This is a genomic window from Sphingomonas sp. J344, from assembly GCF_024700005.1.
GTDB lineage: Bacteria > Pseudomonadota > Alphaproteobacteria > Sphingomonadales > Sphingomonadaceae > Sphingomonas.
On the sequence record NZ_JAJONB010000001.1, the window covers coordinates 1748979 to 1773577 of the forward strand.

The 24599-nt window shown below is 67.1% G+C and carries 22 protein-coding genes and 2 pseudogenes; 8 read left to right on the top strand and 16 right to left on the bottom strand.

The genetic code is table 11. The annotated features are described in order from the left end of the window. Window positions 1-10 precede the first annotated feature (10 nt). From LRS12_RS08905 to LRS12_RS08915, 3 genes are read right to left on the bottom strand one after another with little or no spacing between them, the layout of a single operon-like run. Window positions 11-358 carry a response regulator gene (locus LRS12_RS08905; RefSeq protein ID WP_257844273.1) on the bottom strand — a complete coding sequence of 116 codons (348 nt, stop codon included), beginning with the start codon at window positions 356-358 and terminating at the stop codon, window positions 11-13. Window positions 359-363: 5 nt separating this feature from the next. Beyond that, window positions 364-1443, bottom strand: coding sequence for a PAS domain-containing hybrid sensor histidine kinase/response regulator (locus tag LRS12_RS08910; RefSeq protein ID WP_257844274.1), 1080 nt, complete (start codon window positions 1441-1443; stop codon window positions 364-366). Next, window positions 1353-3383, bottom strand: a complete 2031-nt coding sequence (locus LRS12_RS08915; protein WP_257844275.1) for a PAS domain-containing protein — start codon at window positions 3381-3383, stop codon at window positions 1353-1355. Before LRS12_RS08915 ends, LRS12_RS08910 begins: the two co-directional genes overlap by 91 nt. A gap of 107 nt (window positions 3384-3490) precedes the next feature. Between LRS12_RS08915 and LRS12_RS08920 the strand changes: the two genes are divergently transcribed. Then, window positions 3491-4495 (top strand): fumarylacetoacetate hydrolase family protein, encoded by a 1005-nt coding sequence (locus tag LRS12_RS08920; RefSeq protein WP_257844276.1) that lies wholly within the window; start codon window positions 3491-3493, stop codon window positions 4493-4495. 13 nt (window positions 4496-4508) lie between these two features. Here LRS12_RS08920 and LRS12_RS08925 read toward each other — a convergent pair whose 3' ends face one another. The 4 genes from LRS12_RS08925 to LRS12_RS08940 all read right to left on the bottom strand — a co-directional run bounded on the left by LRS12_RS08925 (window position 4509) and on the right by LRS12_RS08940 (window position 10518). Then, a complete protein-coding gene (locus LRS12_RS08925; protein WP_257844277.1) occupies window positions 4509-7886 on the bottom strand; it encodes an error-prone DNA polymerase in 3378 nt (1125 codons plus the stop codon). Further along, window positions 7870-9291 carry a DNA polymerase Y family protein gene (locus LRS12_RS08930; protein WP_257844278.1) on the bottom strand — a complete coding sequence of 474 codons (1422 nt, stop codon included), beginning with the start codon at window positions 9289-9291 and terminating at the stop codon, window positions 7870-7872. Before LRS12_RS08930 ends, LRS12_RS08925 begins: the two co-directional genes overlap by 17 nt. A gap of 203 nt (window positions 9292-9494) precedes the next feature. Next, window positions 9495-9854, bottom strand: coding sequence for a hypothetical protein (locus LRS12_RS08935; protein WP_257844279.1), 360 nt, complete (start codon window positions 9852-9854; stop codon window positions 9495-9497). After that, a complete protein-coding gene (locus tag LRS12_RS08940) occupies window positions 9766-10518 on the bottom strand; it encodes an ImuA family protein (RefSeq protein WP_257844280.1) in 753 nt (250 codons plus the stop codon). The genes LRS12_RS08935 and LRS12_RS08940 overlap by 89 nt, the downstream gene beginning before the upstream one ends. A 128-nt stretch (window positions 10519-10646) precedes the next feature. On the opposite strand from LRS12_RS08940, the gene LRS12_RS08945 reads away from it, so the two are divergent. Continuing rightward, entirely contained in the window at window positions 10647-12806 is a 2160-nt protein-coding gene (locus LRS12_RS08945) for a M3 family metallopeptidase (protein ID WP_257844281.1), read from the top strand. 18 nt (window positions 12807-12824) lie between these two features. Here the strand turns inward: LRS12_RS08945 and LRS12_RS08950 are convergent, their stop codons facing one another. The 3 genes from LRS12_RS08950 to LRS12_RS08960 all read right to left on the bottom strand — a co-directional run bounded on the left by LRS12_RS08950 (window position 12825) and on the right by LRS12_RS08960 (window position 14556). Further along, a complete protein-coding gene (locus LRS12_RS08950) occupies window positions 12825-13415 on the bottom strand; it encodes an urea carboxylase-associated family protein (RefSeq protein WP_257844282.1) in 591 nt (196 codons plus the stop codon). After that, entirely contained in the window at window positions 13405-14100 is a 696-nt protein-coding gene (gntA, locus tag LRS12_RS08955; protein ID WP_257844283.1) for a guanitoxin biosynthesis heme-dependent pre-guanitoxin N-hydroxylase GntA, read from the bottom strand. Before gntA ends, LRS12_RS08950 begins: the two co-directional genes overlap by 11 nt. A gap of 93 nt (window positions 14101-14193) precedes the next feature. Then, entirely contained in the window at window positions 14194-14556 is a 363-nt protein-coding gene (locus LRS12_RS08960) for a glycine zipper 2TM domain-containing protein (protein WP_257844284.1), read from the bottom strand. Window positions 14557-14961: 405 nt separating this feature from the next. On the opposite strand from LRS12_RS08960, the gene LRS12_RS08965 reads away from it, so the two are divergent. Continuing rightward, entirely contained in the window at window positions 14962-15936 is a 975-nt protein-coding gene (locus tag LRS12_RS08965; protein ID WP_257844285.1) for an esterase-like activity of phytase family protein, read from the top strand. An 88-nt stretch (window positions 15937-16024) separates the two neighbouring features. Here the strand turns inward: LRS12_RS08965 and rpmB are convergent, their stop codons facing one another. Beyond that, window positions 16025-16315: a 50S ribosomal protein L28 gene (gene rpmB, locus LRS12_RS08970; protein ID WP_257844286.1), complete on the bottom strand. Its 291-nt coding sequence runs from the start codon at window positions 16313-16315 to the stop codon at window positions 16025-16027. Between the two features lie 171 nt (window positions 16316-16486). On the opposite strand from rpmB, the gene LRS12_RS08975 reads away from it, so the two are divergent. From LRS12_RS08975 to LRS12_RS08985, 3 genes and pseudogenes are all read left to right on the top strand, one after another. Then, window positions 16487-16768, top strand: a complete 282-nt coding sequence (locus tag LRS12_RS08975) for a hypothetical protein (protein ID WP_257844287.1) — start codon at window positions 16487-16489, stop codon at window positions 16766-16768. An 87-nt stretch (window positions 16769-16855) separates the two neighbouring features. Beyond that, a pseudogene (locus LRS12_RS08980) lies at window positions 16856-17285 on the top strand (nucleoside deaminase). 105 nt (window positions 17286-17390) lie between these two features. Then, window positions 17391-17702, top strand: a complete 312-nt coding sequence (locus LRS12_RS08985) for a hypothetical protein (protein ID WP_257844288.1) — start codon at window positions 17391-17393, stop codon at window positions 17700-17702. Here the strand turns inward: LRS12_RS08985 and LRS12_RS08990 are convergent. After that, window positions 17699-18379 carry an OmpA family protein gene (locus LRS12_RS08990; protein WP_257844289.1) on the bottom strand — a complete coding sequence of 227 codons (681 nt, stop codon included), beginning with the start codon at window positions 18377-18379 and terminating at the stop codon, window positions 17699-17701. The genes LRS12_RS08985 and LRS12_RS08990 overlap by 4 nt on opposite strands. Window positions 18380-18481: 102 nt before the next feature. On the opposite strand from LRS12_RS08990, the pseudogene LRS12_RS08995 reads away from it, so the two are divergent. Continuing rightward, window positions 18482-19814: pseudogene (locus LRS12_RS08995) on the top strand (hemolysin family protein). Here LRS12_RS08995 and LRS12_RS09000 read toward each other — a convergent pair. From LRS12_RS09000 to purD, 4 genes are all read right to left on the bottom strand, one after another. After that, window positions 19811-20011, bottom strand: a complete 201-nt coding sequence (locus tag LRS12_RS09000) for a hypothetical protein (protein ID WP_257844290.1) — start codon at window positions 20009-20011, stop codon at window positions 19811-19813. The pseudogene LRS12_RS08995 and the gene LRS12_RS09000 sit on opposite strands and share 4 nt — an antisense overlap. Before the next feature lie 59 nt (window positions 20012-20070). Then, the gene (locus LRS12_RS09005; RefSeq protein WP_257844291.1) at window positions 20071-20256 is read right to left on the bottom strand and encodes a YfbK domain-containing protein; all 186 of its coding nucleotides are present in this window, start codon (window positions 20254-20256) and stop codon (window positions 20071-20073) included. A 1-nt stretch (window position 20257) separates the two neighbouring features. Further along, on the bottom strand, window positions 20258-21568 hold the full coding sequence (locus tag LRS12_RS09010) for a VWA domain-containing protein (RefSeq protein ID WP_257844292.1): 1311 nt from the start codon (window positions 21566-21568) through the stop codon (window positions 20258-20260). 378 nt (window positions 21569-21946) lie between these two features. Beyond that, entirely contained in the window at window positions 21947-23215 is a 1269-nt protein-coding gene (gene purD / locus LRS12_RS09015; protein ID WP_257844293.1) for a phosphoribosylamine--glycine ligase, read from the bottom strand. Here purD and xseA point away from each other — a divergent pair. Beyond that, window positions 23214-24593, top strand: a complete 1380-nt coding sequence (gene xseA, locus LRS12_RS09020) for an exodeoxyribonuclease VII large subunit (RefSeq protein ID WP_257844294.1) — start codon at window positions 23214-23216, stop codon at window positions 24591-24593. The genes purD and xseA overlap by 2 nt on opposite strands. The last annotated feature ends 6 nt before the right edge of the window (window positions 24594-24599 follow it).

Below are 24599 nucleotides of genomic sequence, written 5' to 3' on the forward strand. Positions count from 1 at the left end.
AGCACCGCGGTCAGCTATCGAGCGTCGCGCGGACCTTGGCGGCGAGCTGATCGACCCCGAACGGTTTGGCGATCAGCGATGCGGTGATTCCGGCATCGCTGGTGATCGCATTCTCGTCGGGCGTGTAGCCGCTGGTGTAGAGCACTTTCAGGCCCGGCTGGCGTTCACGCGCGCGTCGGGCGAGTTCGTCGCCGGTCATTTCCGGCATCACGACATCGGTGAACAGCAACGAGATCGGCTGGCTGCGTCCGATCAGTCGCAGCGCCTCGATCCCGTCGGGCGCCTGCAACACGGTATAGCCGAGCTCGCGCAGCGCCTCGACCGAATGGTTGCGCACCCGCTCTTCATCCTCGACCACCAGGATCACCTCATCGGGCGACCCGGCGCGCTGCCCCCGGCTTCCGTGGCGCTGTCATTCGCTGCGGGCGGCGCATCGTGGCGGGGCAGCAGCAGCGTCACGCGAGTCCCGCGCCCCGGTGCGGTGTCGATTGCGACATGCCCGCCCGATTGCCGCGCAAATCCGAACACCTGGCTCAGCCCCAGCCCGGTGCCCTTGCCCACCCCCTTGGTGGTGAAGAAGGGGTCGAACGCGCGCGCCGCGACCTCGTCCGACATGCCCGACCCGGTATCGGCGACGGTCAGCGCGACATAATCGCCGGGCGCAAGCCCCAACTCACCTGCCGCCGCCGCGTCGAGCGTCTCATTCGCGGTCTCGATCGTCAGGCGCCCGCCATCGGGCATCGCGTCGCGGGCATTGACCGACAGGTTGAGGATGACATTCTCGAGCAGATTGGGGTCGGCCAATGCGGTTGCGAGCTGGCTTTGCAACCGAGTCTCGACTGTCACCTTCTCGCCCAATGTGCGCATCAACAGGTCGATCATCCCCGACACCAGTGCATTGATGTCGAGCGCAACCGGCGCGAGCGGCTGTTGCCGGGCAAAGCCGAGCAGCCGCTGGGTCAGCGCGGCGGCGCGGGTCGCGCCGTCCTTGGCCGCGACGATGTAGCGGTCGAGGTCGGTCGCTCCCTGCGCGATCCGCCGTTCGAGCATGTCGAGCGATCCGATGATGACGGCCAGCATGTTGTTGAAGTCATGGGCGATGCCGCCGGTCAGCTGGCCGACCGCCTCCATCTTGTGCGCCTGACGCAGCCGTTCCTCGGCGATCATCAGCTGCCCGGTGCGCTCCTCCACCGCCTGTTCCAGCTCGTGTCGCGACCGTGCCAGCACTTCGCGCGCGTCGACAATGTCCTGGATGTCGGTGCAGGTGCCGAACCAGCGGGTGATCGTCCCATTCTCGTCGCGCACTGCCTGCGCGCGGCCCAGTACCCAGCGATAGACACCGCTATGGTGCCTCAGGCGATACTCGATGTGATAGGGGGCACCGGTCGCGAGGCAGCCCCGCCACACTTCCCATGCGCGCGCCTGATCGTCCGGGTGGAACATGCCGTTCCACGCCTCGCCATCGGTCGAACCGGGGGAACGCCGGTATATTCGTACCAGCGGTCGTTGTAATAATCGTGATAGCCGTCGGGCTGGGTCGACCAGACCATCGGGTCGATCGAATTCGCGATGGCGCGGAACTTGGCCTCGCTCTCGCGCAGCGCGATCACCGCCGCGGCGCGTTCGACCGCATCCCAGGCGGATTGTGCGACCGCCTCGATCAACGCGACCTCTTCGGCGCGCCAGCGGCGCGGCTCGGCTTGGTTGGCATAGAGGCTGGCGACCCATGAGCCACCCCGCATCAGCGGCACGCCAACTGCGGCGGGGGAGTAGCGCGCGAGATCTGTCCCGACGAAACGCGGGTCGTTGGCGGCGTCGTCCGTCACCAGCGTCAGCCCCTGGCGGTACATCGCATTGGCCCCGCCCATGTCGAGCCGTTGCGTACCCTCCAGCGAGCGCAGCTTGCCGCTGGCGACGCACGGTCCGAACTGGACTGCCCCTTCGCCGACCACGCGGTAGAAGCCGACGCGGTCGATGCCCAGCCGCTCGGCGATCGCACCCGCGCTGAGCCGCATGATCGCGTCCGGCGAGTCCAGCCCGCGTTGCCGATTGGCAAGGTCGAACAGAAACGCCTGATCCTCAGTGATGGTTTTGAGATCGGCGGCAGCCTTGCGCGCGGCCTCCTCGGCCTCGCGCCGCTCGGTGACCTCGAAACTGACGCCGGGAAAGCGGATGGGGCGGCCCTCAGTATCATGGCTGCACCGCCCCTGCGCCGTGACCCACCGGATGCGACCGCCGCCATCGACCAGCCGATACTCGCTTGAGAACCGGTCGCCGCTGCGGATCGCCTGTTCGATCTCGGCGCGGACGCGCTGGGCGTCCTCGGGGTGGATGTGGCTGAAGAACGCCTCGATCGGGCCACCCTGCTCGGCCAGTTCCGGGTCAACACCGTAAAGCCGCGCGAATCGCGCATCGGTGCGGACCTGGTTGGCGACCAGGTCCCAGTCCCACACGCCGATGCCGTTCGAGGCGTCGAGCGCGAGCTGCAGCCGCTCCTCGCTCTCGCGCAGCAACGTTTCCGCGATCACCCGTTCGGTGACGTCATTGGCCTCCACAAAGATCGCGGTGGTGGTGCCTGCCGCATCCTTGATCGGCTGATAGACGAAATCGAGCATTCGCGTCTGCGCCACGCCTTCGCGCATCAGCTCGACCGGCTGCCCGGTCGCGCGGAACGCGATGCCGCTCGCAAACACCCGGTCGAGCAGATCGACAAACCCTTGCTCGACGATTTCGGGCAGTGCCTCGGCCAGCGGCTTGCCCAACAGATCGCGGCGACCGGTCAGGTCGCGATAGGCGGGATTGGCCAGCGCGAAGACATGGTCCGGCCCCTGCAACAGCGCCACCGCGCCGGGGGATTGCTGAAACAGCTCGTGCAGCCGTTCGATCTCGGCGCGGCGTTCGCGCTGCGACAACACCGTCGCGGTGGTCTCGTTGCCCTGATTGAGGATGCCGCAGACCTTGCCATGTTCGTCGCGGATCGGCGTGAAACTATAGTTCCAATAGGTTTCGCGTGGGTGGCCCCCGCGCTCCATGTCGAGCCGCTGGTCATAGGTTGCAAAGCCCGCGCCTGTCGCGATTACCTGCGCGAATTGAGGGCCGACCACGTCCCAGATTTCCGGCCAGACATCCTCGCCGCGCTGCCCCAGCGCAGCCGGATGGCGCTCTGCCGGGATTGGTGCCCAGGCATCGTTGTAGAACAGGCGAAGCTCCGGCCCCCAATAGATCGCGGTGGGCATTTCCGAGCCGAGGCAGATGCCGAGCGCGAAGCGGAGCGGTTGCGGCCAGGTCTCCGGCGGCCCCAGAGGGGTTGCCGACCAGTCATGCTCGCGTATCCGACGGCCCATTTCGCCGCCTTGCTCCAGGAATCGAAGCTCGGAATACATGTGATCAGCGTTGCGGGTTGCGCCCGCGCCTGTCAATGCAGGGCAGATAATGTCTCGGTCGAAACCAGCCGGTTAGAGGATCGACGGTCAGGAGCAGGAGAAGCAGCGTGAAACTTGCCAGCCTTAAGAATGGCCGTGACGGTCGCCTCGTCGTCGTTTCGACCGATCTCGCCTGGTATGCCGATGCGAGCCATATCGTCGGGACACTTCAGGCGGCGCTCGACGATTGGGATCGGTATGAGGGGGCATTGCGCAACCTCGCCACGGATCTCGATCATGAAGTGATTCCGCGTGAGCGGTTTCACGAGCGCGATGCCGCCGCCCCGCTGCCGCGCGCATATCAATGGGCCGACGGCTCGGCCTATGTGAACCATGTCGCGCTGGTCCGTCAGGCGCGCGGGGCGGAGATGCCCGAGACCTTCTGGCACGATCCGCTGATGTATCAGGGCGGCAGCGACGGCTTTCTCGGCCCGCGCGACCCGATCCCCCTCGCCGACGAGAGCTGGGGCTGCGATCTCGAGGCCGAAGTGGTGGTCGTCACCGGCGACGTGAAGCTGGGCGCGAGCCGGGAAGAGGCGCTCGCCGCGATCCGCCTTGTTGGCCTGACCAACGACGTGTCGCTCCGCAACCTGATCCCGGGCGAACTCGCCAAGGGCTTTGGCTTCTTCCAGTCCAAGCCGGCCAGCGCCTTCTCGCCGGTATTCGTCACCCCCGATGCGCTTGGCGACTGGTGGCAGGACGGGAAGCTGCACCGCAAGCTGATGGTCGATCTCAACGGCCAGCCCTTTGGCCGCGCCGAGGCGGGCGAGGACATGACCTTCGATTTCGGCACGCTGATCGCCCATGCGGCGAAGACACGCGCGCTGGGGGCGGGGACGATCATCGGATCGGGCACCGTCTCCAACCGCGACGCCGATGGCGGGCCGGGCAAGCCGATCGCAGAGGGCGGCGTCGGCTATTCGTGCCTCGCCGAAGTCCGCACGGTCGAAACGATCCGCGACGGCAAGGCAGCGACCCCGTTCCTGAAGGCCGGCGACACCGTCCGCATCTGGGCCGAGGACGACAGGCACCACCCGATCTTCGGCGTGATCGAACAGACCGTCGGGGGCTGACCCCGCGCGGCGGTCAGTGAAAATCTCTTGATTTGACCGGGATCGCTTCGCCGCCGCGCCAGTGGCTGCTGTCATAGGGCGGGGGCCAGCGCGGCCCGGCCTCGCGCGGGTCGGGGCCGCCGCCATGGGTCGCGCCGTCGCCGGGCATGGTCATGCGCGGCAGGTCGATCTCGCCGATCTCGCGCAGCATCGCGGTGAGGTCGGTGATCGCATCGGCGACGACATGGATCACGATCCCCTCGCGCTGCACCTTGCCACGGATCGCCAGCATCGTCGCGGTCATCACGGTGCGGCGATATTGCTCGAACCGGTCGGACCACAGCACCGCGTTGGCGATGCCGCTCTCGTCCTCCAGCGTGACGAAGACGACGCCCCTGGCGCTGCCCGGCCGCTGGCGGACCAGCACCAGCCCCGCCACCTCGACCCGCGCACCGTCCTTCATGCCGGTCAGGTCGCCGCACGGCCGGATACCGCGCGCCACCAGCTTCGCGCGCAGGAAGGTCAGCGGGTGCGCGCGCAGCGACAATTGGGTCGCGCGATAATCCTCCACCACCTCGCGCCCGGCGGTCAGGGGGAGCAGCGCGACCGGCACCTCGACGCTTTCGGGTCGCGTCCGCCCCGCGCGCAGGTCGGCGGCGGCGAACAGGTCGAGTGGCCGGTTCGCCAGCCCCTTGATCGCCCACAAAGCCTGACGCCGGTTGAGCTCCAGCGCCTGAAACGCATCGGCCCGTGCCAGCCGTTCCAGTGCGGCGGGCTTCACCCCGGAGCGCCGCCACGCCTCCTCGACCGAGGTGAAGGGACCGCCGGCAGCGCGCGCCGCAAGGATCGCCGCACCATCCTCTTGCGCCAGCCCATGCACCACCCGCATGCCCAGTCGCAGCGGCATCAGCCCGGCCCAGCCATCGTCGCTGCCCCAATAGGCGGCATGACGCGGGCGGCGATTGGGCAGGCCGGGCAGTGCCCCCGTGTCCCAGTCGCTTGCGTTGATGCAGACCGGATGCACTTCCACCCCATGCGCGCGCGCGTCGCGCACCAACTGTGCCGGGGCATAGAATCCCATCGGCTGCGCATTGAGCAGCGCCGCGCAGAACAGATCGGGGTGGTGGCACTTCATCCAGCACGAGGCGATAGCGATCTTGGCGAAACTCGCCGCATGGCTCTCGGGAAAGCCGTAATTGCTGAACCCCTTGATCTGCTCGACCAGCCGTTCTGCAAAGCTGCTGGCAATGCCGTTCGCCAGCATCCCGTCGATCAGCTTCGCCTCGAACGGCCCGATCCCCCCGGTCGATTTGAACGTCGCCATGGCGCGGCGCAGCCGGTCGGCCTCGCTCGGCGAAAAACCCGCTCCCTCGATCGCCACCTGCATCGCCTGTTCCTGGAACAGCGGTACGCCCAGCGTTTTCTCGAGAACTTTCTTCAGCTTTGGGGAGGGATATTCGACCTGGTCCGGATTCTGCCGCCGCTTGAGATAGGGGTGGACCATATTCCCCTGGATCGGCCCCGGGCGCACGATCGCCACCTGGATCGCGATGTCGTAGAAATTCTCCGGCTTCATCCGCGGCAGCATCGACATCTGCGCGCGGCTTTCGATCTGGAACACGCCCAGCGTATCGGCCTGGCGGATCATCCTGAACGTCGCCGGGTCGTCTTCCTGCATCACCGGCGACGCCATGGTCAGTGTCACCCCCTTATGCTGTGCCAGCAGGTCGAAGCAGCGGCGCATGCACCCCAGCATCCCCAGCCCCAATATGTCGACCTTCATGAAGCCGAGATATTCAAGGTCCACCTTCTCCCATTCGATCACCTGCCGGTCGATCATCGCTGCGGGCTCGACCGGGACCAGGTCATGCAGCTTGTCGCGGGTCAGCACGAAGCCGCCGGGATGCTGCGACAGATGCCGCGGCGTCCCGATCAGCTCGCGCGCAAGGCTGAGGGTCAGCGCCAGCCGATGGTCGCCGGGGTCGAGGCCCAGTGCCGCGACATGTTCCTCCGGCACCCCGTCGCTCGACCAGCCCCAGACCTGGCTCGACAAAGCGCCGGTCAGATCCTCGGGCAGCCCCAGCGCCTTGCCTACCTCGCGTACCGCACCGCGCGTGCGGAACCGGCTGACCACCGCGGTCAGCGCCGAATGGTCGCGGCCATAGCTGTCATAGATCCACTGGATCACTTCCTCGCGCCGCTCATGCTCGAAATCGACATCGATGTCGGGCGGCTCGCGGCGCTCGGTGCTGATGAACCGCTCGAACAGCAATTGATGCTTTACCGGGTCGATCGAGGTGATGCCGAGCGCGAAGCAGATCACCGAATTGGCCGCGCTCCCGCGCCCCTGGCACAGGATCTGCTGGCTGATCGCGGACTGGACGATCGAATTGACGGTTAGGAAATAGGGCGCATAGCCCATCTGCTCGACCAGCCCCAGCTCATGCTCCAGCAAATCGAGATGCGCCTGTGACGGCTTGCCGCCGAACCGCTGGCGCAGTCCATTGGTGGCCAGGATGCGCAGCGCCTCTTGCGGCGACTTGCCCGGCAGCACCTCTTCTTCAGGATATTGGTGGCGCAGCCCACGCAGGGAAAAACTGCAACGCTCGGCGATCGCGGCGCTGGCGTGGATCGCATCGGGCCAGCGCGCGAAGCGGCGCGCCATCGCCTCGGGCGACTTGAGGTGCCGCTCGACGCTCCGCTCGCGCCGCAGCCCGAGCGCGTCGATCGTGCATCCCTCGCGGATTGCCGTCACCACATCCTGCAGCATCCGCCGGTCGGGATGGTGGTACAGCACGTCCCCGGTCGCGAGTGGGGTCAGCCCGAAGCGGCGGGCATCGTCATACACCGCGTTGAGCCGTACCGCCTCGTTCGGGCGGCGCATCGGCGTCATGCAGACATGGCCGGACGTGCCGAACAAATCGGCCATCCAGGCCAGGTCACCGTCCGCCCCGCGCGGCACCAGCGCGCCGACCAGTCCCGTGCAATGCTCCGCAACATCCTCCCAATGCAGGATGCACTGGCCCTTTTCGCCGCGCTGGGCATCGACTCGCGACTTGCCCAGCGTGAGCAGGCGGGTGAGGCGGCTCCACCCCGCTCGGTCCTCTGGCCACACCAGTAATGATGCGCCATCGGCCAGGTCGAGGCGGCAGCCATTGATCGGGCGGATATCGACGCCCTGTTGCGCCAGCTGGTCACACGCGAACAGCGCCTGTACCACCCCGCCCAGCGAATTGCGGTCGGTCACCCCCAGCGCCGCATGACCCATCAGCGCGGCGGCAGAGAACAGCTCGAGCGGAGACGACGCGCCACGCAGGAACGAGAAATGGGTGGTGACCTGAAGCTCGGTGTAGTTCACCCGAACAATCCGTGGAGATACCAGCTGAGGTCGCCCGTCACCCCCGCTCGCCATCGCCGCGGCGGAACAGCCAGTAACGATGGCCGCCCTCGTCCTCGACGCGAAAATAGTCGCGCACGGCATGGGTTTCGGCCGAACGTCGCCACCATTCCCCGGCGATCCGCTCGGGCCCGTCGGCGCGCACCACCCGGATCGTCCGCCCGCGCCAGGTGAAACGGCGCGGCGGCTGGTCGGGCAGTTCGGCCAGCACATGGTCGAGCCGTTCCGGCCGGGCGAGCAGCCGTGCCGGGCGCGGCCAGTCGGGACGCCAGGCGTCGGGCGGCGTGGTCGACAGGAGCTGGCGGACATCGCCCGTTTTCATCCGCATGGCCCTGCGGTCGGGCGGATCTAGCACGCCCTCACGCCCGACGCTGCGCTCGGGCACATCGCTCTCGACCGGGCGGCTGCGCCACATCCGGCGCGATCCGATGCGGGTGGCGAGCGTATCGGCGAGCGGAGCAAGATCGGGCTTCGCCTCCTCGTCCAGCCGCTCGTCGACCGGGCGTGCGGCCAGTGGTTCGGTACGGCGGATGCGCAGCGTGATCGCGTCGATGCCATAGCCAGGCTCCACATCCTCGATCCGCCGCATGATCAGGCGGATCAGGTGCAGGCAATCGCGGCTGGCGCGGGCAAGGCCGATGCGGATGCGCTGTGGGACATGATCGACCCGGTCCGCCACCAGCTCAACCGCACGCGCGCCAAGGCCCGCAGCTTCGAGTGCGGCGCAGAGTTCGGGCACCAGTGCAGCAATCCAGTGAGCGATCCCTTCGGCGGTCGCGACCGGCTCGACGAAACGGCGCTGTACGGCGATGGCCTCGCGCGGAACGATGGGATCGAGCGGTTCGGGAAGGGTGCCCAGCGCCTGTTCGAGCCGGGTGACCAGCGCCCCGCCGAACCGCCGGGCGAGCGGGGCGCGCGGCATCGCGGCAAGCTGCCCGATCAGCTCCACGCCCAACCGACGCAGCAGTTCGACCGCAGCCGGATCGACGCGCAACGCGGGGATGGGGAGCGGGGCGAGGGCGCCGGCGTGCTGGCCGGGGGTACAGATCAGCACGGCATCATGTCTGGCGTAATGCGCCAGCGCCCAGGCCGCCCCCGGCGTGTCGGCAATCGCGATGCGACCCGCATGGCCGCGCCGCGCCAGCAGGCGGATAATCCGCGCCGCCATCCGCGCCTCGCCGCCATGGAGATGCGCGACCCCGGTCAGGTCGATCAGCAGCGTGTCGCTCCCCTCGATCGCCACGCTCGGCGCCCAGCGCCGCGCCGCCAGCAGCGCAAGTCGGTGGAGCGCGGCAAGGTCCCCCTCCGGGTCGGCGGGGCGGATTTCGAGGCCGGGCAGGTAGGCGCGCGCCTGCGTCACCGCCATGCCAGGAACGATGCCGAGCGCACGGGCGTGCGGACAGGCGGCGGCGACCAGCACGCGATTGCCGGCGCGGAGGGAGGTGACGAGGGGGGCAATTCCTCCCCGAGCTTGCTCGGGGAGGGGGACCGCGCCCGCAGGGCAGGGTGGAGGGGCCGCCGCGCAGCGGCGGCGGTCGGCTGCCGCACATCCCGCGCCTGCGGCGCGGCCCTCCACCATCGCTGCGCGATGGTCCCCCTCCCCCCGCACGCTGGGGGAGGAACTCAATCGGAGACTCCCCCGGCCGGAACCTGGCTGCGCACCTCGTCCGACTGCATCGGGCGAAACGGGTTCCCCGCCGCCTCCTCGCGCCGCCCCAGTTCGCGCTTCGACGGTCGCTGATGCGCCGGGAGCGCTGCGATGTCGTCGCGCGCCCAGCGCGCGCCGGGGCGCCAGCCGCCGCCGCGCGGGACCGAACAGGCATGTTGCTGTTCCGCTGCCGCCGCGTCGCCCAAAGTGCCTAGCACCGCGTCCAGCTGCACGTCGGGCGCGGCCTCAGGCGGCGGCGGCTGTGCGGTCCGCTCCGCCTGCCGCAGCCGTTCGATCGGCCAGCCGGGCAGGAAGAGCGCAGCGACCCGTTTCATCGCATGCCTCCACCAGGATATCGAAAGGATCACCCCCTTTTGTCGGGCAAGCGCAAGCTGCCAGGCGCGCGCGCCCGACGCCCTCGACCGGGAGCGGCGAGGACGGCGCGCAGCCGACCCGCCAGCGTGTCACCGCCGCCGATGGCGCGGCAAGCGGGTCGCCGCCGTGACGCGGGTGGCGCTTCATCAGAAGGGCGATGGTGCGCCCGCCCTCCGCCGCCAGCTGGAGCCGCCGGGTCGCGGGCATCGCTACGCGCCGGGCCTCGCCCACCACCGCGCCCAGCCCGCGGTGACGCAGCCCTTCTTCCATGATCGCGAGCAGTTCGTCATCGTCCGCCGCCTCGGCATAAAGGACGCGCTTGGGCGCGAGTCCGGCCTGATAGAGGCCGGGCGCAAACAGGTCGCGCCGCCGCATGACCCACAGCACCGGTCCCCAGGCGCGCGCCGCGATCCCCGCGACGAACAACGTCGCGGCGGCATCGTCGGTCAGGTCCGCGCTCGCTCCCGCCACCTCGTGCAGCGCATCGAGCCGCAATCCGCCATCGGCGAGCCGCGCGTCCATCCGCTGCATGCCGAACGGCAGCACCGGGCGGCGGCGAAAGCCGCTGCCCTCGATGGCGCTCAATGTTTCGCGCAACTGGCTGATGATGGCGGGATCGGCCATGATCCGACAACAGACTCCGACTCGGGAAATATGTTCCTATTTTGTTCTTACCGTTCGTCGAGTCAAGCTTGCCAAGCGGGGATCGCCCCGTATCATCCGCCTATCACACCACCTCCCAGGGGAAGTTCATGAAGCCCGTTTCCGGCGCGATCCTGCTCGCCACCGCCTCGATCCTGTCGATCCTGCCCGCCGCCGCACAGACTGCGGCCCCCGCCCAACCGACCGCAGCCGCCCCCGATGCGGCACCCATGACCGACAAATGGCCCGGTCCGTTCGACGGCGTTCCCCAGTGGGACAAGGTGACCCCGGCGATGTTCCCGGCAGCTTTCGAGAAGGGCATGGCCGAGGCACGTGCCGCCTTCGCCAAGGTCCGCGACAATCCCGAGGCGCCGACCTTTGCCAACACGATCGAGGCGCCGGCCAAGGCAACCACCGCCCTGTCGCGCATCTTCCCTGTCTGGGGTGTCTATACCAGCAACCTCGCCACTCCCGAGGTGCAGAAGATCGCGCGCGAGTGGAGCCCGAAGCTGTCGGCCTTCTCAACCGAACTCAGCCTCGACCCCAAGATGTTCCAGCGGGTGAAGACGCTGTACGACAAGCGCCAGACGCTCGGCCTCAATGCCCAGCAGATGCGCCTGCTTGAACGCACCTATCGCGATTACGTGACTTCCGGGGCGTTGCTCAACGAGGCGCAGAAGGCGGAGATCAAGCGGATCAACGGTGAGCTGTCGGTCGCCTATACCGAATTCAGCCGCCGCGTGCTGGCGGATGAGGAAACCGCGATCCTCATCGACAGCGAGGCGGACCTCGCCGGCCTGCCCGACAGCTTCAAGGCGAGCCTTGCCGAAGAGGCCAAGTCGCGCGGGCAGGCGGGGAAGTGGGCGGTCAAGAACACCCGTTCGTCGATGCAACCCTTCCTGATGTACGCCACCAACCGCGCGCTGCGCGAAAAGGTCTACAACGCCTATATCAACCGCGGCGACAATGGCGGTGCGAACGACACCAACGCGATCATCGCCAACATCCTGAAGCTGCGTCAGGAGCGCGCCAAGATCCTCGGCTTCAAGACCCATGCCCATTACCGCATGGACGACACGATGGCCGAAACGCCGGAGAATGCGACGAAGCTGATGATGTCGGTCTGGCCGGCTGCGGTCGCGCGCGTCCGCCAGGAAGTCGCCGACATGCAGGCGCTTGCCGATGCCGAAGCGGCGGCGGGCAAGGGGCCGAAGATCAAGATCGAAGGCTGGGACTATCGCTTCTATGCCGAGAAGGTTCGCAAGGCGAAATACGACCTCGATGAGAGCGAGGTGAAGCCGTATCTCGAGCTCAACAACATGGTCAACGCCATGTTCTATGCTGCCGGTCGCCTTTACGACCTTGAATTCAAGGAAAATACCGGCACGATTCCGGTGTTCCAGGCCGATGTGCGGACGTTCGAGGTCAAGCGCCTCGGCAAGACGATCGGCGTCTTCTACCTCGACAATTTCGCGCGCGCGGGCAAGCGGTCGGGCGCATGGGCGACCAGCTATCGCAGCCGTTCGGGGCTGCGCGGCGACAATATCGTGCTGGCGTCGAACAACAACAACTTCACCAAGGGCGCGGCGGGCGAGCCGACGTTGATCAGCCTCGACGACGCCGCGACTTTGTTCCACGAATTCGGTCACGGGCTGCACAGCCTGCTCGGCAACGTCTATTATCCGGGCCTTGCCGGCACGCCGCGCGACTTCGTGGAATATCCCAGCCAGGTGAACGAAAACTGGCTGCTGACCCCCGACGTGCTCAACCGCTTCGCCAAGCATTACAAGACGGGCGAAGTGATCCCGGCGGCATTGGTGGAGAAGATCGAGAAGGCGTCGACCTTCAACCAGGGGTTCGACACGGTCGAGTATCTCTCATCGGCAATCGTGGACATGCAACTCCACAATCGCGACACCCCGGTGACCGATCCTGACGCGTTCGAACGCGACACGCTCGCTTCTCTGGGCATGCCGAAGGAAATCGTGATGCGGCACCGCCTGCCGCAGTTCAACCACCTCTTCTCCTCCGACGCCTATTCGGCTGGCTATTATAGCTACCTCTGGTCGGAGACGATGGACGCCGACACCTGGGCCGCGTTCGAGGAAAGCGGCAATGTCTGGGACAAGGGCGTGGCGGACAAATTCCGCACGATCCTGTTGGAAACAGGCAACGAAACCGACCGCAAGGAAGCGTACAAGGCGTTCCGAGGCCGCGACACGGACGTCAACGCGCTGTTCAAGCGCCGCGGTTTCCCGACCGGAAATTGAGCGGACAGCGCCGCCGGATTACTCCGGCGGCGTTATTTCCCAGTCGATCGGCTTGAACGACCCGTTGTTCGACTGCAGTGCCGAACAGGCGGTCAGGCCGATCACCAGATCCTCCATCGCGCGAAACACGATCCGGTCCCCCGCCTTGCTCAGCGGCGGGTCGACGCGCAACTCGCCCGTTTGTCCGTCGACCGGCACGTTCATGAAACAGTTGAACGCGGTCGGGATCATGTCCTCTGCGACCCCATAGGGCGCGAGCGCGGCGGCGAGGTTGCCAAAGCAGCCGCGATGCGGATCGGTGTCGCCATAGATGATCCGGAACGTGTCCTTTGAACACGGGGTCAGCAGGAAATCGTGCCGCCCGACATCGTCCGCGACGATTTCGAGCAGCACATTGCTGCGGTTCGAATAGAGTTTATCGCCCCTCGTCAGATAGATACGGCTAGCATAATCCAGCGTGCGCCCCGACGAGATCACCTCACGGACATCGTCCTTTTTGTAGGCCAGCAGATCGGCCACCTGTTCGCCCGTCGGGTCAGTCACGGTCAGCAACGCGCCGCGGGGCAACTCGAACGCGACGCCCGAGCGCGGCTCGATCCTATGCGGCATCCTGTGCTCCCTCCCGCCCGCGGAAGGGGCAGCGCCATTCGGGATCGACCATCCGCCCACTATACTGCCGCGCCTCCGACACCGTGCCGTGGAGCGCGAGCATCGGATTGGGAGCACCGGCCAGCGCCACATCCCGCGCGACGATCAAATCGCGCAATTTCTCATAGCGCCCCTGCGCGCGCAGCTGTTCGAACTGGTCGTGCAGGTTGAACACCAGAGCAGGCCGCTCGAACCGCCGCGCCGGGCGGCTGGCATGCGGGTGGAGGCCGACAACGAAGAATGCCTCACCGCCAAAACTCAGCGAGAAATGCGGGTCGTCTGGGTCATGGCTGACGCGCGGGTCGGCTTCCTGCCCCAGCCATTCGTCCTTGTCGGTCAGCGATTGCAGTCGCGCCCACAGATTCGCTTCGAACGCAGGTTCGTCGAGCGCGCGGTCCTGTTCGAACAGCACGACGAGCGACTGAAACAGCTCGGGCTCGGCGCGATAGTTCGCGGCCAGGTCGTGCAGACTCGGTAGGATGCGCAGGTCGTCCCAGGCCGAACCGATATCCTTCCCGACGACAAATCGCATGCGGTCGCGGCTCAGCGCCGACTTCGCGCCGACACAGGGAAATTCGGTGGATTTGACGAAGGCGCGAAAACGGTCCGCCAGCGGATGCGCGGAATCATTGCAAGGTTTCAGCATGCCCGTTCAACGCGCGGTTGGCCAAGTTGTTCACACGAAAAGGGCCGGCTTCCCGCAGGAAACCGGCCCAATTCACGCGATCATGCGATCGGCTTAGCGGCGGCAATAGCCCGGACGGTCCGACCGGTCGATCTCGCGTCCGGCGAGCGCGCCGACGACACCGCCCAAAATCGTGCCGAGTGTGCGATCGCCACGACCGGCGATTGCGTTACCGGCCAGGCCGCCAGCGATCGCGCCGACGATCGTGCCGCCGTCACCGTCGCGGCACTTTTCGGCCGCGCGCGAGCGCGACTGGTAGCGGCGGTCGCCCCGGCGATATTCACGATAGCCGTCGCGCTGATAGCTGCGACCGTCGCGATACTCGTAGCGGCTCTGTGCCGAAGCCTGGGTCGCTGGGACCAGAGCGGTTCCGGTCATCGCCAGCGCGGCGCCGACCAGGGAAAGCTTCTTGAACATGTCGTGTCTCCTTGTTCGTGCAATTCGTTGAACAAGGGATTCGCACAATCGCATTGAGTGCTCCCTGAATGCTGCGGTTATCTGCGGTTCAGGATCGTTGCGACGTCGTAGCGTTGTTCCAGCTTCGCTGAAGCGGCGCGCGGGTCGGCGCCCAACTGGAATGACGCCAATGGGGGTGCCGGTGCGCCCGGAGCGCCCAAGGGGGAGTGCCCTGGTCCCGGTACGCAACACGGGAAGTCGGGCAGGGCGTTCGGATCGCACCGGCATATCGGGCAGGTCCGCGAAATAAGCCGCGGAACAGCTTGGCTGTCGTTTAGCTGAACGGGGGGCCAACGCACGCTGAACGACGCTGTTATCTGAGGTTCAGCTTTGCGGCGTGATTGCGGCCGCTATGAAGAGGCTGCGATGCGTATCCTCCTGTCGATCCTGTTGCTGCTGCTGTTCCTGCCCGACTGGTCGGGGGAACCGCGCCTGCCGCTGTTGCCTCGCGACGCGGCGATCCGGGCGGAACGGGTAGTGCTCGACCGAGGCGATCCGAACCGCGTCAGAGTGGGCGGCCTGACCTTTCTGGGCGGTGTCGCGCTGTCGGGGCGGGGGGCGGCGTTCGGTGGCTTTTCCGCAATGATGGTGGAGGGCGATCGGTTCACCCTGCTGAGCGACGGCGGCAACATCATATCATTCGACATGGGGCAGGACTGGACGCCGCGTGCAGTGCGCTTTGCCGAACTCCCGCTGGGCCCGGGCAAGGGCTGGCACAAGCGGGAACGCGACAGCGAATCGCTGACCCGCGACCCCGCGACAGGCCAGCTCTGGGTGGGGTTCGAACGCGCGAACCAGATCTGGCGCTATGCCCCGCGCTTCGCGCGGGCGGAACGGCATGTCGCGCCTCCGGCGATGGCGAAATGGCCCAGCAATGGTGGGGCAGAGTCCTTGGCACGGTTGCGCGACGGTCGCTTCGTCACGCTGGCTGAGGACAGGAAGGGGAGCGCGAAGGGAACGGTACGCGGGCTGATGTTCAGCACCGATCCGGTGCTCGCACCGCAGCGTGGATTCGCGTTCAGTTACCGCCCGCCGCGCGGGTTCAAACCGACGGACATGGTCGAATTGCCTGATGGCCGACTCGCGATTCTCAATCGCCGCTTTGCGCTATCGACCATGTTCACCGCCACGCTGACGATTGTCCCGCGCGGCGCGATCCGGCCCGGCGCGATCGTTGCCGGGCGCGAGGTCGCGCGATTCGAGCCGCCTGTGCTGCACGACAATTTCGAAGCGATGGCCGTCACCCGCGAGGGCCGGGATACGATCCTGTGGATCGCATCGGACGACAATCAGTGGTGGATGCAGCGTTCGCTGCTGCTCAAGTTCCGGCTGGAAATGTAGGGAAACGGACGCCGCTGCCCGCAAAAACGCCGAACGGCCCGCGTCCCAGCGGGAGCGGGCCGGTCGTTGACGGCGAACCCCGAAGGGATCAGGCCGCGGCAGTCGCCTTCTTGGCGATCTCGCGCTTCAGGCGGCGCGCACGCAGCGACAGCTTCTCGTCGCCGGTCTTGAGCAGCCAGTTGTCGAGGCCGCCATTATGCTCGACCGAGCGCAGGCCGTGGGTCGACACGCGCAGACGGATCGAGCGCTCAAGCGACTCGGACATCAGCGTCACATTCTGCAGATTCGGCAGAAAGGTGCGCTTGGTCTTGTTGTTGGCGTGGGAAACATTGTGTCCCACCTGCCGGCCCTTGCCGGTCAGCTCGCAAATGCGCGACATCGGATCGTTCCTAGGTTTCAGCCTGTCCGGCGGTGCCGGGAAAGAGCGGCCCGATAACGGGACAGCGCGATTTCGTCAACCGTGCATCGCCCTGTTTCGCGCCGTGCGTGCAACCCCCTATGGTCAATGACGCGTTATTTCGCAAACGATCCGAATAGGGAGATCGAGCCGATGCGTGGACTTCTTGCGATTCTGGGCCTCGCGGCCGTTGTGGTCGTCGTGCTGATGTCACTCGGCATGCTCAGCATCAACATGCAGTCGGGTTCGCTTCCGACGATCAAGTTCGAAGGCGGCAAGGCACCGACCGTCGCCGCCGATGTCGGCGATGTCGGCATGGGCACCACCAACACGACGATTCAGGTGCCGACCATTACCATGGAGAACAAGACGATCCAGGTGCCGACCGTCGAGGTTGAGAGGGCCCAGCCGACCCCGGCCGCCGCCACCAAGTAACCTCTGCAGCCCGCATGGCGGCGGCGCGCAGTGGCGGGCCGTCGCGGCTTGGGGCATAGCGGCACGATGTTCCCGCTGCCCGAACCGATGCGCACCGCGCTCGACGCCGCCCGTGCCGCCGCCGAGACCAGCGAGGTGCCGGTCGGGGCGGTGGTGATGCGAGGCGACCGGGTGATCGCGGTTGCGGCCAATGCGCCGCGCACGCTGCACGACCCGACCGCCCATGCCGAAATTCTGGCGATTCGCGCAGCGGCACAGGCGCTAGGCCGCGACCGGCTCGAGGATTGCGACCTGTGGGTGACGCTGGAGCCTTGCGCGATGTGTGCCGGTGCCATCGCCCATGCCCGCATCGCCCGCCTTTATTACGGCGCGGCGGATCCCAAGGGCGGTGCGGTCGAACATGGCCCGCGCTTCTTTACCCAGCCGACCTGTCATCACCGGCCCGAAGTGTATCCGGGGATCGGCGAGGCAGAGGCGGGGGGCGTTGCTGCGGGAGTTTTTTGTCTCGCGGCGTTAGTCAGATCTATCTGACAGAAAACGCTATTTCTTCTCCTGTCCAGATCGGGGTAGATCGGGGGGGCTGCCCGGTCGAACGATAGCCCTTTCACTGATCGTTGCGCTGTTGCCGATATCTCTGGCACATGCCGGCGAGCGCTGGTCCGCCCGGTCGATTCTGCGCGGCGCGGAGTTGCGCGACGCCTATCCCGCCGCGAGCCTCCTCAACCTCAATCTGGCCCGGCTCTACGCGCGTTTGGGAGACGCCGGTGCAGAGCGGTCGATGCTGCGTCAGGCCGAGGCCGGGTCGCTCGATCGCATCCGCGCCCTGCCCGGGACTACTCCCGCCGCGATCGCCGAACGCGCGAGCTACCGGGCCTTGGTCACGCGCTACGTACGCGCTGCCTGGTTGCTCGCGAATCCGGATGAGGGACGTTAGCGCCGCATGTCGCTTTCCCGAATCGGGACGATCTTGATCTCGACGCGGCGGTTCTGGGCGCGGCCCTCGACCGATCCGTTCGATGCGATCGGCTGGGTTTCACCATAGCCGAGCGTCTCGAGCCGCGCGGCTTCCACCCCACGAGAGACGAGATAGTCGGCGACGGCCCGGGCTCGGCGTTCCGACAATGCCTGGTTGTAGGCGTCGGTGCCGACCGAATCGGTGTGGCCGTACACGTCGACATAGGTCTGGTTGTACCGGTCGAGCACGTCGGCGACCTTGTCCAGCGTCGGGCGGAACTGCGGCTGAACGGTCGAGCTGTCGGTGGCGAAGGTGATGCCTGACGGCATGGACAGGATAAGATCATCGCCGCGACGGATCACCTCGACATCGGTCCCGGCGGTCCGCTCGCGAATCTCGCGTTCCTGCCGGTCCATGTAATTGCCGATCGCCGCACCCGCGACCGCGCCGATGCCAGCGCCAACGATCTTTTCGGTCCGGTCGCGGCGGCCACCGACAATGTCGCCGAGCAGATATCCGCCGAGCGCACCGCCGATCGCGCCGATTCCGGCCTTCGACATTCGCTGCTCGCCGGTCACCGGATCGGTGACACAGGCACCGGTCAGCGCGAGCGCGGCGACAGCGGGGATGACCGCCCAGTTGGTTGGAATATGCATTGATACCTCCATGAACTTTCACGCGCCAAACGGTCGGGCCGGACCCATTGTTCCGCCTGCGCACCGACAGGATGTGAATCGGGCGTTGTGAAACCGGGATGAATGCGACTATGGGGGGAGCAGGCCAATGGACCCGCTTCCCCCATACCTTGGATCGACGTCGCGATCATTCTCGCCCTGGTCGCGCTCAACGGCGTGTTCGCCATGTCCGAACTCGCGATCGTGTCGGCGCGCAAGGCGCGGCTGGAGGCGATGGCGCGCACCGGCAAGCGCGGCGCGCAAGCCGCGATCGATCTCGCCGCCGACCCCGGCAAGTTCCTGTCCACGGTGCAGATCGGCATCACCCTGATTGGCATTATCAACGGCGCCTATTCGGGCGCGAGCCTGGGCACCCCGGCCGGCGCGCGAATCGAGGCGCTGGGGGTCGAGGCTGAGCTGGCGCAGACGATCGGCTTCGCCATCGTTATCGCCTTTACCACCTACGTCTCGCTGATCTTCGGCGAGCTGGTGCCCAAGCAGTTCGCGCTGCGCTCGCCCGAGCCGTTCGCGGTGATCATTGCGCCGATGATGAAGTTGCTCGCGCGAATCACCGCGCCGATCGTGTGGGTGCTGGACCGTAGCAGCGCGCTGGTGTTCCACCTGCTGCGGCTTAACCGCGAATCCGAGAATAGCGTGACAGCCGAAGAGCTGCACATGATCGTCGCAGAGGCGACCCATTCGGGCGTGATCGAGGAGCATGAGCGCTCGATCATCTCGGGCGTGGTGCGGCTGGCCGACCGCCCGGTGCGTGAGGTGATGACCCCGCGCACCGAAGTCGACTGGATCGACGTCAATCTGGACGAGGCCGCGATCCGCGCCGCTTTGTCAGCCACGCCGCACACGCGCCTGCCCGTCGCCGACGGGTCGGTCGATGCGGTGATCGGCGTGGTGCAGGCGCGCGACGTGGTGACTGCGCTGATCGAAGGGCGTCCGCTCGACCTGCGCGCGCTCGCCCAGACCGCGCCGGTGCTGCCCGATCAGGTCGATGCGATGGACGCGCTCGGTGCGCTGCGCCGCGCGGCGGTGCCGATGGGCTTCGTCCATGACGAATATGGGCATTTCGAGGGGGATCGTGACGCCCGCCAATCTGCTCGCGGCCATTGCGGGCGAGTTCGCGTCGGATGTCGATGCGGGGGACAATCCGGCGATCACCGTACGCGACGACGGGTCGCTGCTGGTGTCGGGCCAGCTCGCCGCCGACGCGCTGGCCGACCGGATCAAGATCGAGCTGCCCGAGGACCGCGATTACGCCACCGTCGCGGGCCTGGCGCTGGCGGTGCTCAAGCGGCTTCCGAACGAAGGCGAGAGCTTTGTCGAACAAGGCTGGCGCTTCGAGATCGTCGACATGGACGGCCACAAGATCGACAAGCTGCTGCTCAGCGAGATCGAAGCCTAGTTCTCCGCCTCGCGCTCCTGCGCGGCCCGCGCGGCTTCGTCACGCGCTTCCTTCCAGCGCCGGTGCAGGCGGCGGCCCCACCAGATGATCGCGATGGCCCCCGCAGCGAGCAGCGCAATCAGCAGGAAGTGGGTGACCGTCGCCCATTCGAATGCCTCGGCCATTCCGGCCGGGGGCACATAGGGTTTCTCGTCCATGTCGCCATCTCCCCGCGCAAATCCTCAGTCACAATGCGCGAGAAGATCGATCGGGCCCATCAGTCCTTCGACGCGCTGCGTACCTCCTGCACCGCGGCCAACTGGGCGAGCTTGAGGAACTCGTTGCGCCAATAGCCCCGCGGGTGGCCCGCCAGGCCCCGGATCGCAGCATAGCTGTAGCCGCCGAGATATTTGTCGCCGCGCAGTTTCTGTCCGAAGGCGGCGACGGCGGTGGCAAACGCCATGTCACCGCTCGGTGCGGGGGGCGGTACGCAGCAGCGCCGCTGGGACCGGCTTCTCGATCAGCCGCGAGGCATCCTCGCCCGGCAGCTTGTAGCGCAGCTTCACGAAGGCCAGTTCGCGGCCCGAGGCGGTCGGTGCGGGCGGGCGGTTGCCGTCATAGCGGCGGTCGGGCAGCCAGCCCTTCGCCCCGGTCGGCACCACTTCGTAGAGCGCGGTCACCTGATGCCCGGCACCGATGTCGCCGGTGTCGACCGCGTCATTGTCGAAATCCTCCTCGGCCAGCGCGCGGTTCTCGTACCCGATCAGGCGGTACTGGCTGACCTGCGCCGGATTGAACTCGACCTGGACCTTCACGTCCTTGGCAATGGTGAACAGCGAGGCGCTGAGCTCGTCGTCGAGCACCTTCTGCGCCTCCATTGCGCTGTCGATGTAAGCGTAGTTGCCGTTGCCCAGATCGGCGATGCGCTCCATCAGCGCCTCGTTGTAATTGCCCTCGCCGAATCCGAGCGTGGTGAGCGTGACTCCGCTGTCGCGATATTTCTTCACCATCGCTTCCAGCGCCTTGTTGTCGCTGACCCCGACGTTGAAGTCGCCATCGGTGGCGACGAAGATGCGGTTGATCCCGCCCTTGATGAAGTTCGCGCTGGCGATGTCATAGGCGAGCTGGATGCCCGCCGCGCCTGCGGTCGACCCGCCCGCTTCGAGGCAGTCGAGCGCGGCGCGGATATGCTTAGGGCTGGATGTCGGGTCGAGCACCACCCCCGCCGCGCCCGCATAAACGACGATCGACACCTTGTCCTTTGCGGTCAGTTTGTCGGCGAGCATGGTCAGCGCGCGTTTGACCAGAGGCAGCTTGTCGTCGCTGCTCATCGATCCCGAGACGTCGACCAGGAAGACAAGGTTGGCGGCTGGGCGGCCCTGTGCCGTCACGTCATAGCCGCGCAGCCCGATGCGGACGAGGCGGGTGTCGGGGTTCCACGGCGTCGTCGCGACATCGGTGGTCACACTGAACGGTGCCTGCCGCGTGGCGGGCAGCGGATAATCATAGCGGAAATAGTTGATCATCTCCTCGGTCCGCACGGCCTCTGCGGGCGGCGTCTGCCCCTTTTGCAGGAAGCGGCGGACATTGGAGTAGGACCCGGTGTCGACATCGACCGAGAAGGTCGAGACGGGCGCAGTTGCAACCGATTGAACCGCAGCGACCGCCTTGCCTTCATAGCGCTCGCGATTGCCCGGCGCGCCATAGGGAGCCGCTTGTGCGACGTGTCCCGGCGCGACCTTCATCCGCGCCGCATCGGCAGCCGAACCCGGCACGATCGCCCGGGGGCGGGGGCGGCCATCACCGGCGGCGGCGGTGCCGATGGCAGGGGCGGGGGTGGGGGCGGAGCTGGCGGCGAGAAGTAGCGCCGCTGGGGCATTATCGCTCCGGGGCGATAGTCGGCCTTGCCGATCTTGCAGCGCACCGGCGAGTCATTGTCGGCGCGCGGTGGGGACGGGCGGTGGGTTCGATGCTGGCCCGGCGGCGGCGCAGCAGCACCCAGCAAGAGGCAAAGCGAGACGAGAGCAGCGGTGCGCTTCATGGGCGGTCCCCTTGGGTCGCGATGGAGCGCCAAGGCGTGCTCCCGCCCGGATGAGCCGCAGATGAACAGGTGATAATGTTACATGAATTGACTGAAAGTGTCAGATCTGCGGTCAGCTCCGCTCCCGCGCCACTTCGCGCCAGCCGATGTCGCGGCGGGCGAAGCCGGTGGGGAAGTCGATCGCATCGACCGCGCGATAGGCGGCGGCTTGTGCCTGGGTGACGCTGGCACCGGTCGCAGTGACGGTGAGGACGCGACCGCCCGCTGCGACCAGTTTCCCGCCGTCCAGCCGGGTGCCTGCCTGGAACACCTTCGCGCCGGTCGCTTCCGCCGCGTCGATCCCGCCGATCGCGCCGCCAGTCTCGGGCGTCCCGGGATAGCCCCTAGCTGCCATCACCACCGTGAGCGCGGTGTTTTCCGAGAAACGGGGCGCGGCACGACCAGCAAGCGAGCCCGCCTCGGTCGCCAGCATCAGGTCGAGCAGGTCGTCCTCCAGCCGCATCATCAACACCTGACATTCGGGATCGCCGAAGCGCGCGTTATATTCGATCAGTTTCGGTCCGGTGCGGGTGAGCATCAGGCCGGCGTAGAGCACGCCCGAATAGGGGGTTCCGGCCTTGGCCATACCTGCGATCGTCGGCTTGATGATCGTCTCGATCGCTTCGGCTTCAAGCGCCGGGGTCAGCACCGGGGCGGGGCTGTAGGCGCCCATGCCGCCGGTGTTCGGCCCGACATCGCCGTCGCCGACGCGCTTGTGATCCTGGGCCGATCCGAAGGTCACGAAGTTCGTGCCATCGGCGATGACGAAGAAGCTCGCCTCCTCGCCCTCCAGAAACTCCTCGATCACCGCTTCGCCGCCGGGTTTCTCAAAGATCGCGGCGATGGCGGCCTGGGCTTCGTCCTCGCTCATCGCGACGGTGACGCCCTTGCCCGCAGCTAGGCCGTCGGCCTTGATCACCACCGGTCGTCCGAAGTCGCGGGCCAGCGCGGCGCGGGCGGTGTCGAGGTCGCGGACGCGGACATAACCGGCGGTCGGGATATTCTCGCGCGCGCACAGATCCTTGGTGAAGCCCTTCGACCCCTCCAGCTGGGCGGCAGCTCGCGACGGGCCGAACACCGGGAGCCCGGCGGCGCGCAGCGCGTCGCTCAGGCCATCGACCAAAGGTGCTTCGGGGCCGACCACGACGAAACCGATCGCGTGCGCGCGGCAAAAGGCGATGACGGCCGCATGATCGGTCAACGGCACGTCGTGACAGGTCGCATGATCGGCGATTCCGGGGTTGCCGGGGATCGCATGCAGGCTATCGAGCCGGGGCGATTGCGCGAGCTTCCAGGCGAGCGCATGTTCGCGGCCACCCGACCCAAGCAACAGGACGTTCATGTCAGACCCCTTCGACGACTTCGATAATCCGCGGCTGGTAGCCGAGGGGCGGGAAGGGGACAATGATGCGCCGCTGTCGGTTGGCGAATTGTCGCAGAAGCTGAAGCGGATGGTCGAGGGCGAGTTCGGCCATGTCCGGCTGCGCGGCGAGATTTCGGGCTATAAGCGCGCGGCGTCGGGGCATGTCTATCTGGCGCTGAAGGATGCCGATGCGGTGATCGACGGGGTGATGTGGCGTGGCGCCGCCGACCGTCTGCCGTTCCGCCCGCAGGACGGGGTCGAGGTGGTCGCGACCGGCAAGCTGACCATCTATCCGGGACGGTCGAAATACCAGATCGTGATCGAGCGGATGGAGCTGGCCGGCGAAGGCGCCTTGATGGCGCTGTTCGAGAAGCTGAAGGCGCAGCTGGCGGGCGAGGGGCTGTTCGATGCGTCGCGCAAGCAGTCGTTACCCTTTGCGCCCCGGGTTATAGGCGTCGTCACCTCGCCCACCGGCGCGGTGATCCGCGACATCCTCCACCGGCTGGCGGATCGCTTCCCGACGCGGGTGCTGGTGTGGCCGGTCAAAGTGCAGGGCGATGGCGCGGCAGCGGAGGTCGCGGCAGCGGTGCGCGGGTTCGATGCGATGCCGGAGAATGGCCCGGTGCCGCGTCCCGATCTGGTCATCGTCGCGCGCGGTGGTGGCTCGATCGAGGATCTGTGGGCGTTCAACGAGGAACCGGTGGTGCGTGCGGTTGCGGCGTGCCGCATCCCGATCATCTCGGCAGTCGGGCATGAGACCGACACCACCTTGTGCGATTTCGCGGCGGATATGCGCGCGCCGACCCCGACTGCGGCGGCGGAGCTGGCGGTGCCGGTGCGCGCCGACCTTAGCCACCATATCGCGACCCTCGCGCTGCGGACGGAACGTTGCGCGCGCCGTTACCACGAGCGCGGCAGTGAACGGCTGCAGGCGTTGGTTCGCGTCATTCCCCGGCGCGATGCGCTGCTCGGGCCGCAGCGGCAAAAGGCCGACGACCTCGCCGCGCGGCTCGATCGCGGGCTGGAGCGGCGGGTTACGGTGGCGCGCGGTGTGCTCGACCGAGCGGGCGGGGCGCTGCGCCCGGCGGTGCTGGAGCGAAAGCTGGAGGGGTTGCGCCATCGGCTGGAAGGTGCACGCAAGCTGCTCGAAGCGGTCAATCCCGACAATCTGCTGCAGCGCGGCTATGTCCGGGTCGGCGCCAAGGCGAGCGGCAAGGTGATCGCCAGCGCCGCGGACGCGCGCGCCGCCGGGGCGCTGACCCTTCATTTCCGAGACGGCCCGGTGGACGCGCGGGTTGAGCGCGGCGGCGGCAAGCCCTATGCTGGGGACAAGCCCGAACAGCCCGGCCTGTTCTAGCCCGCC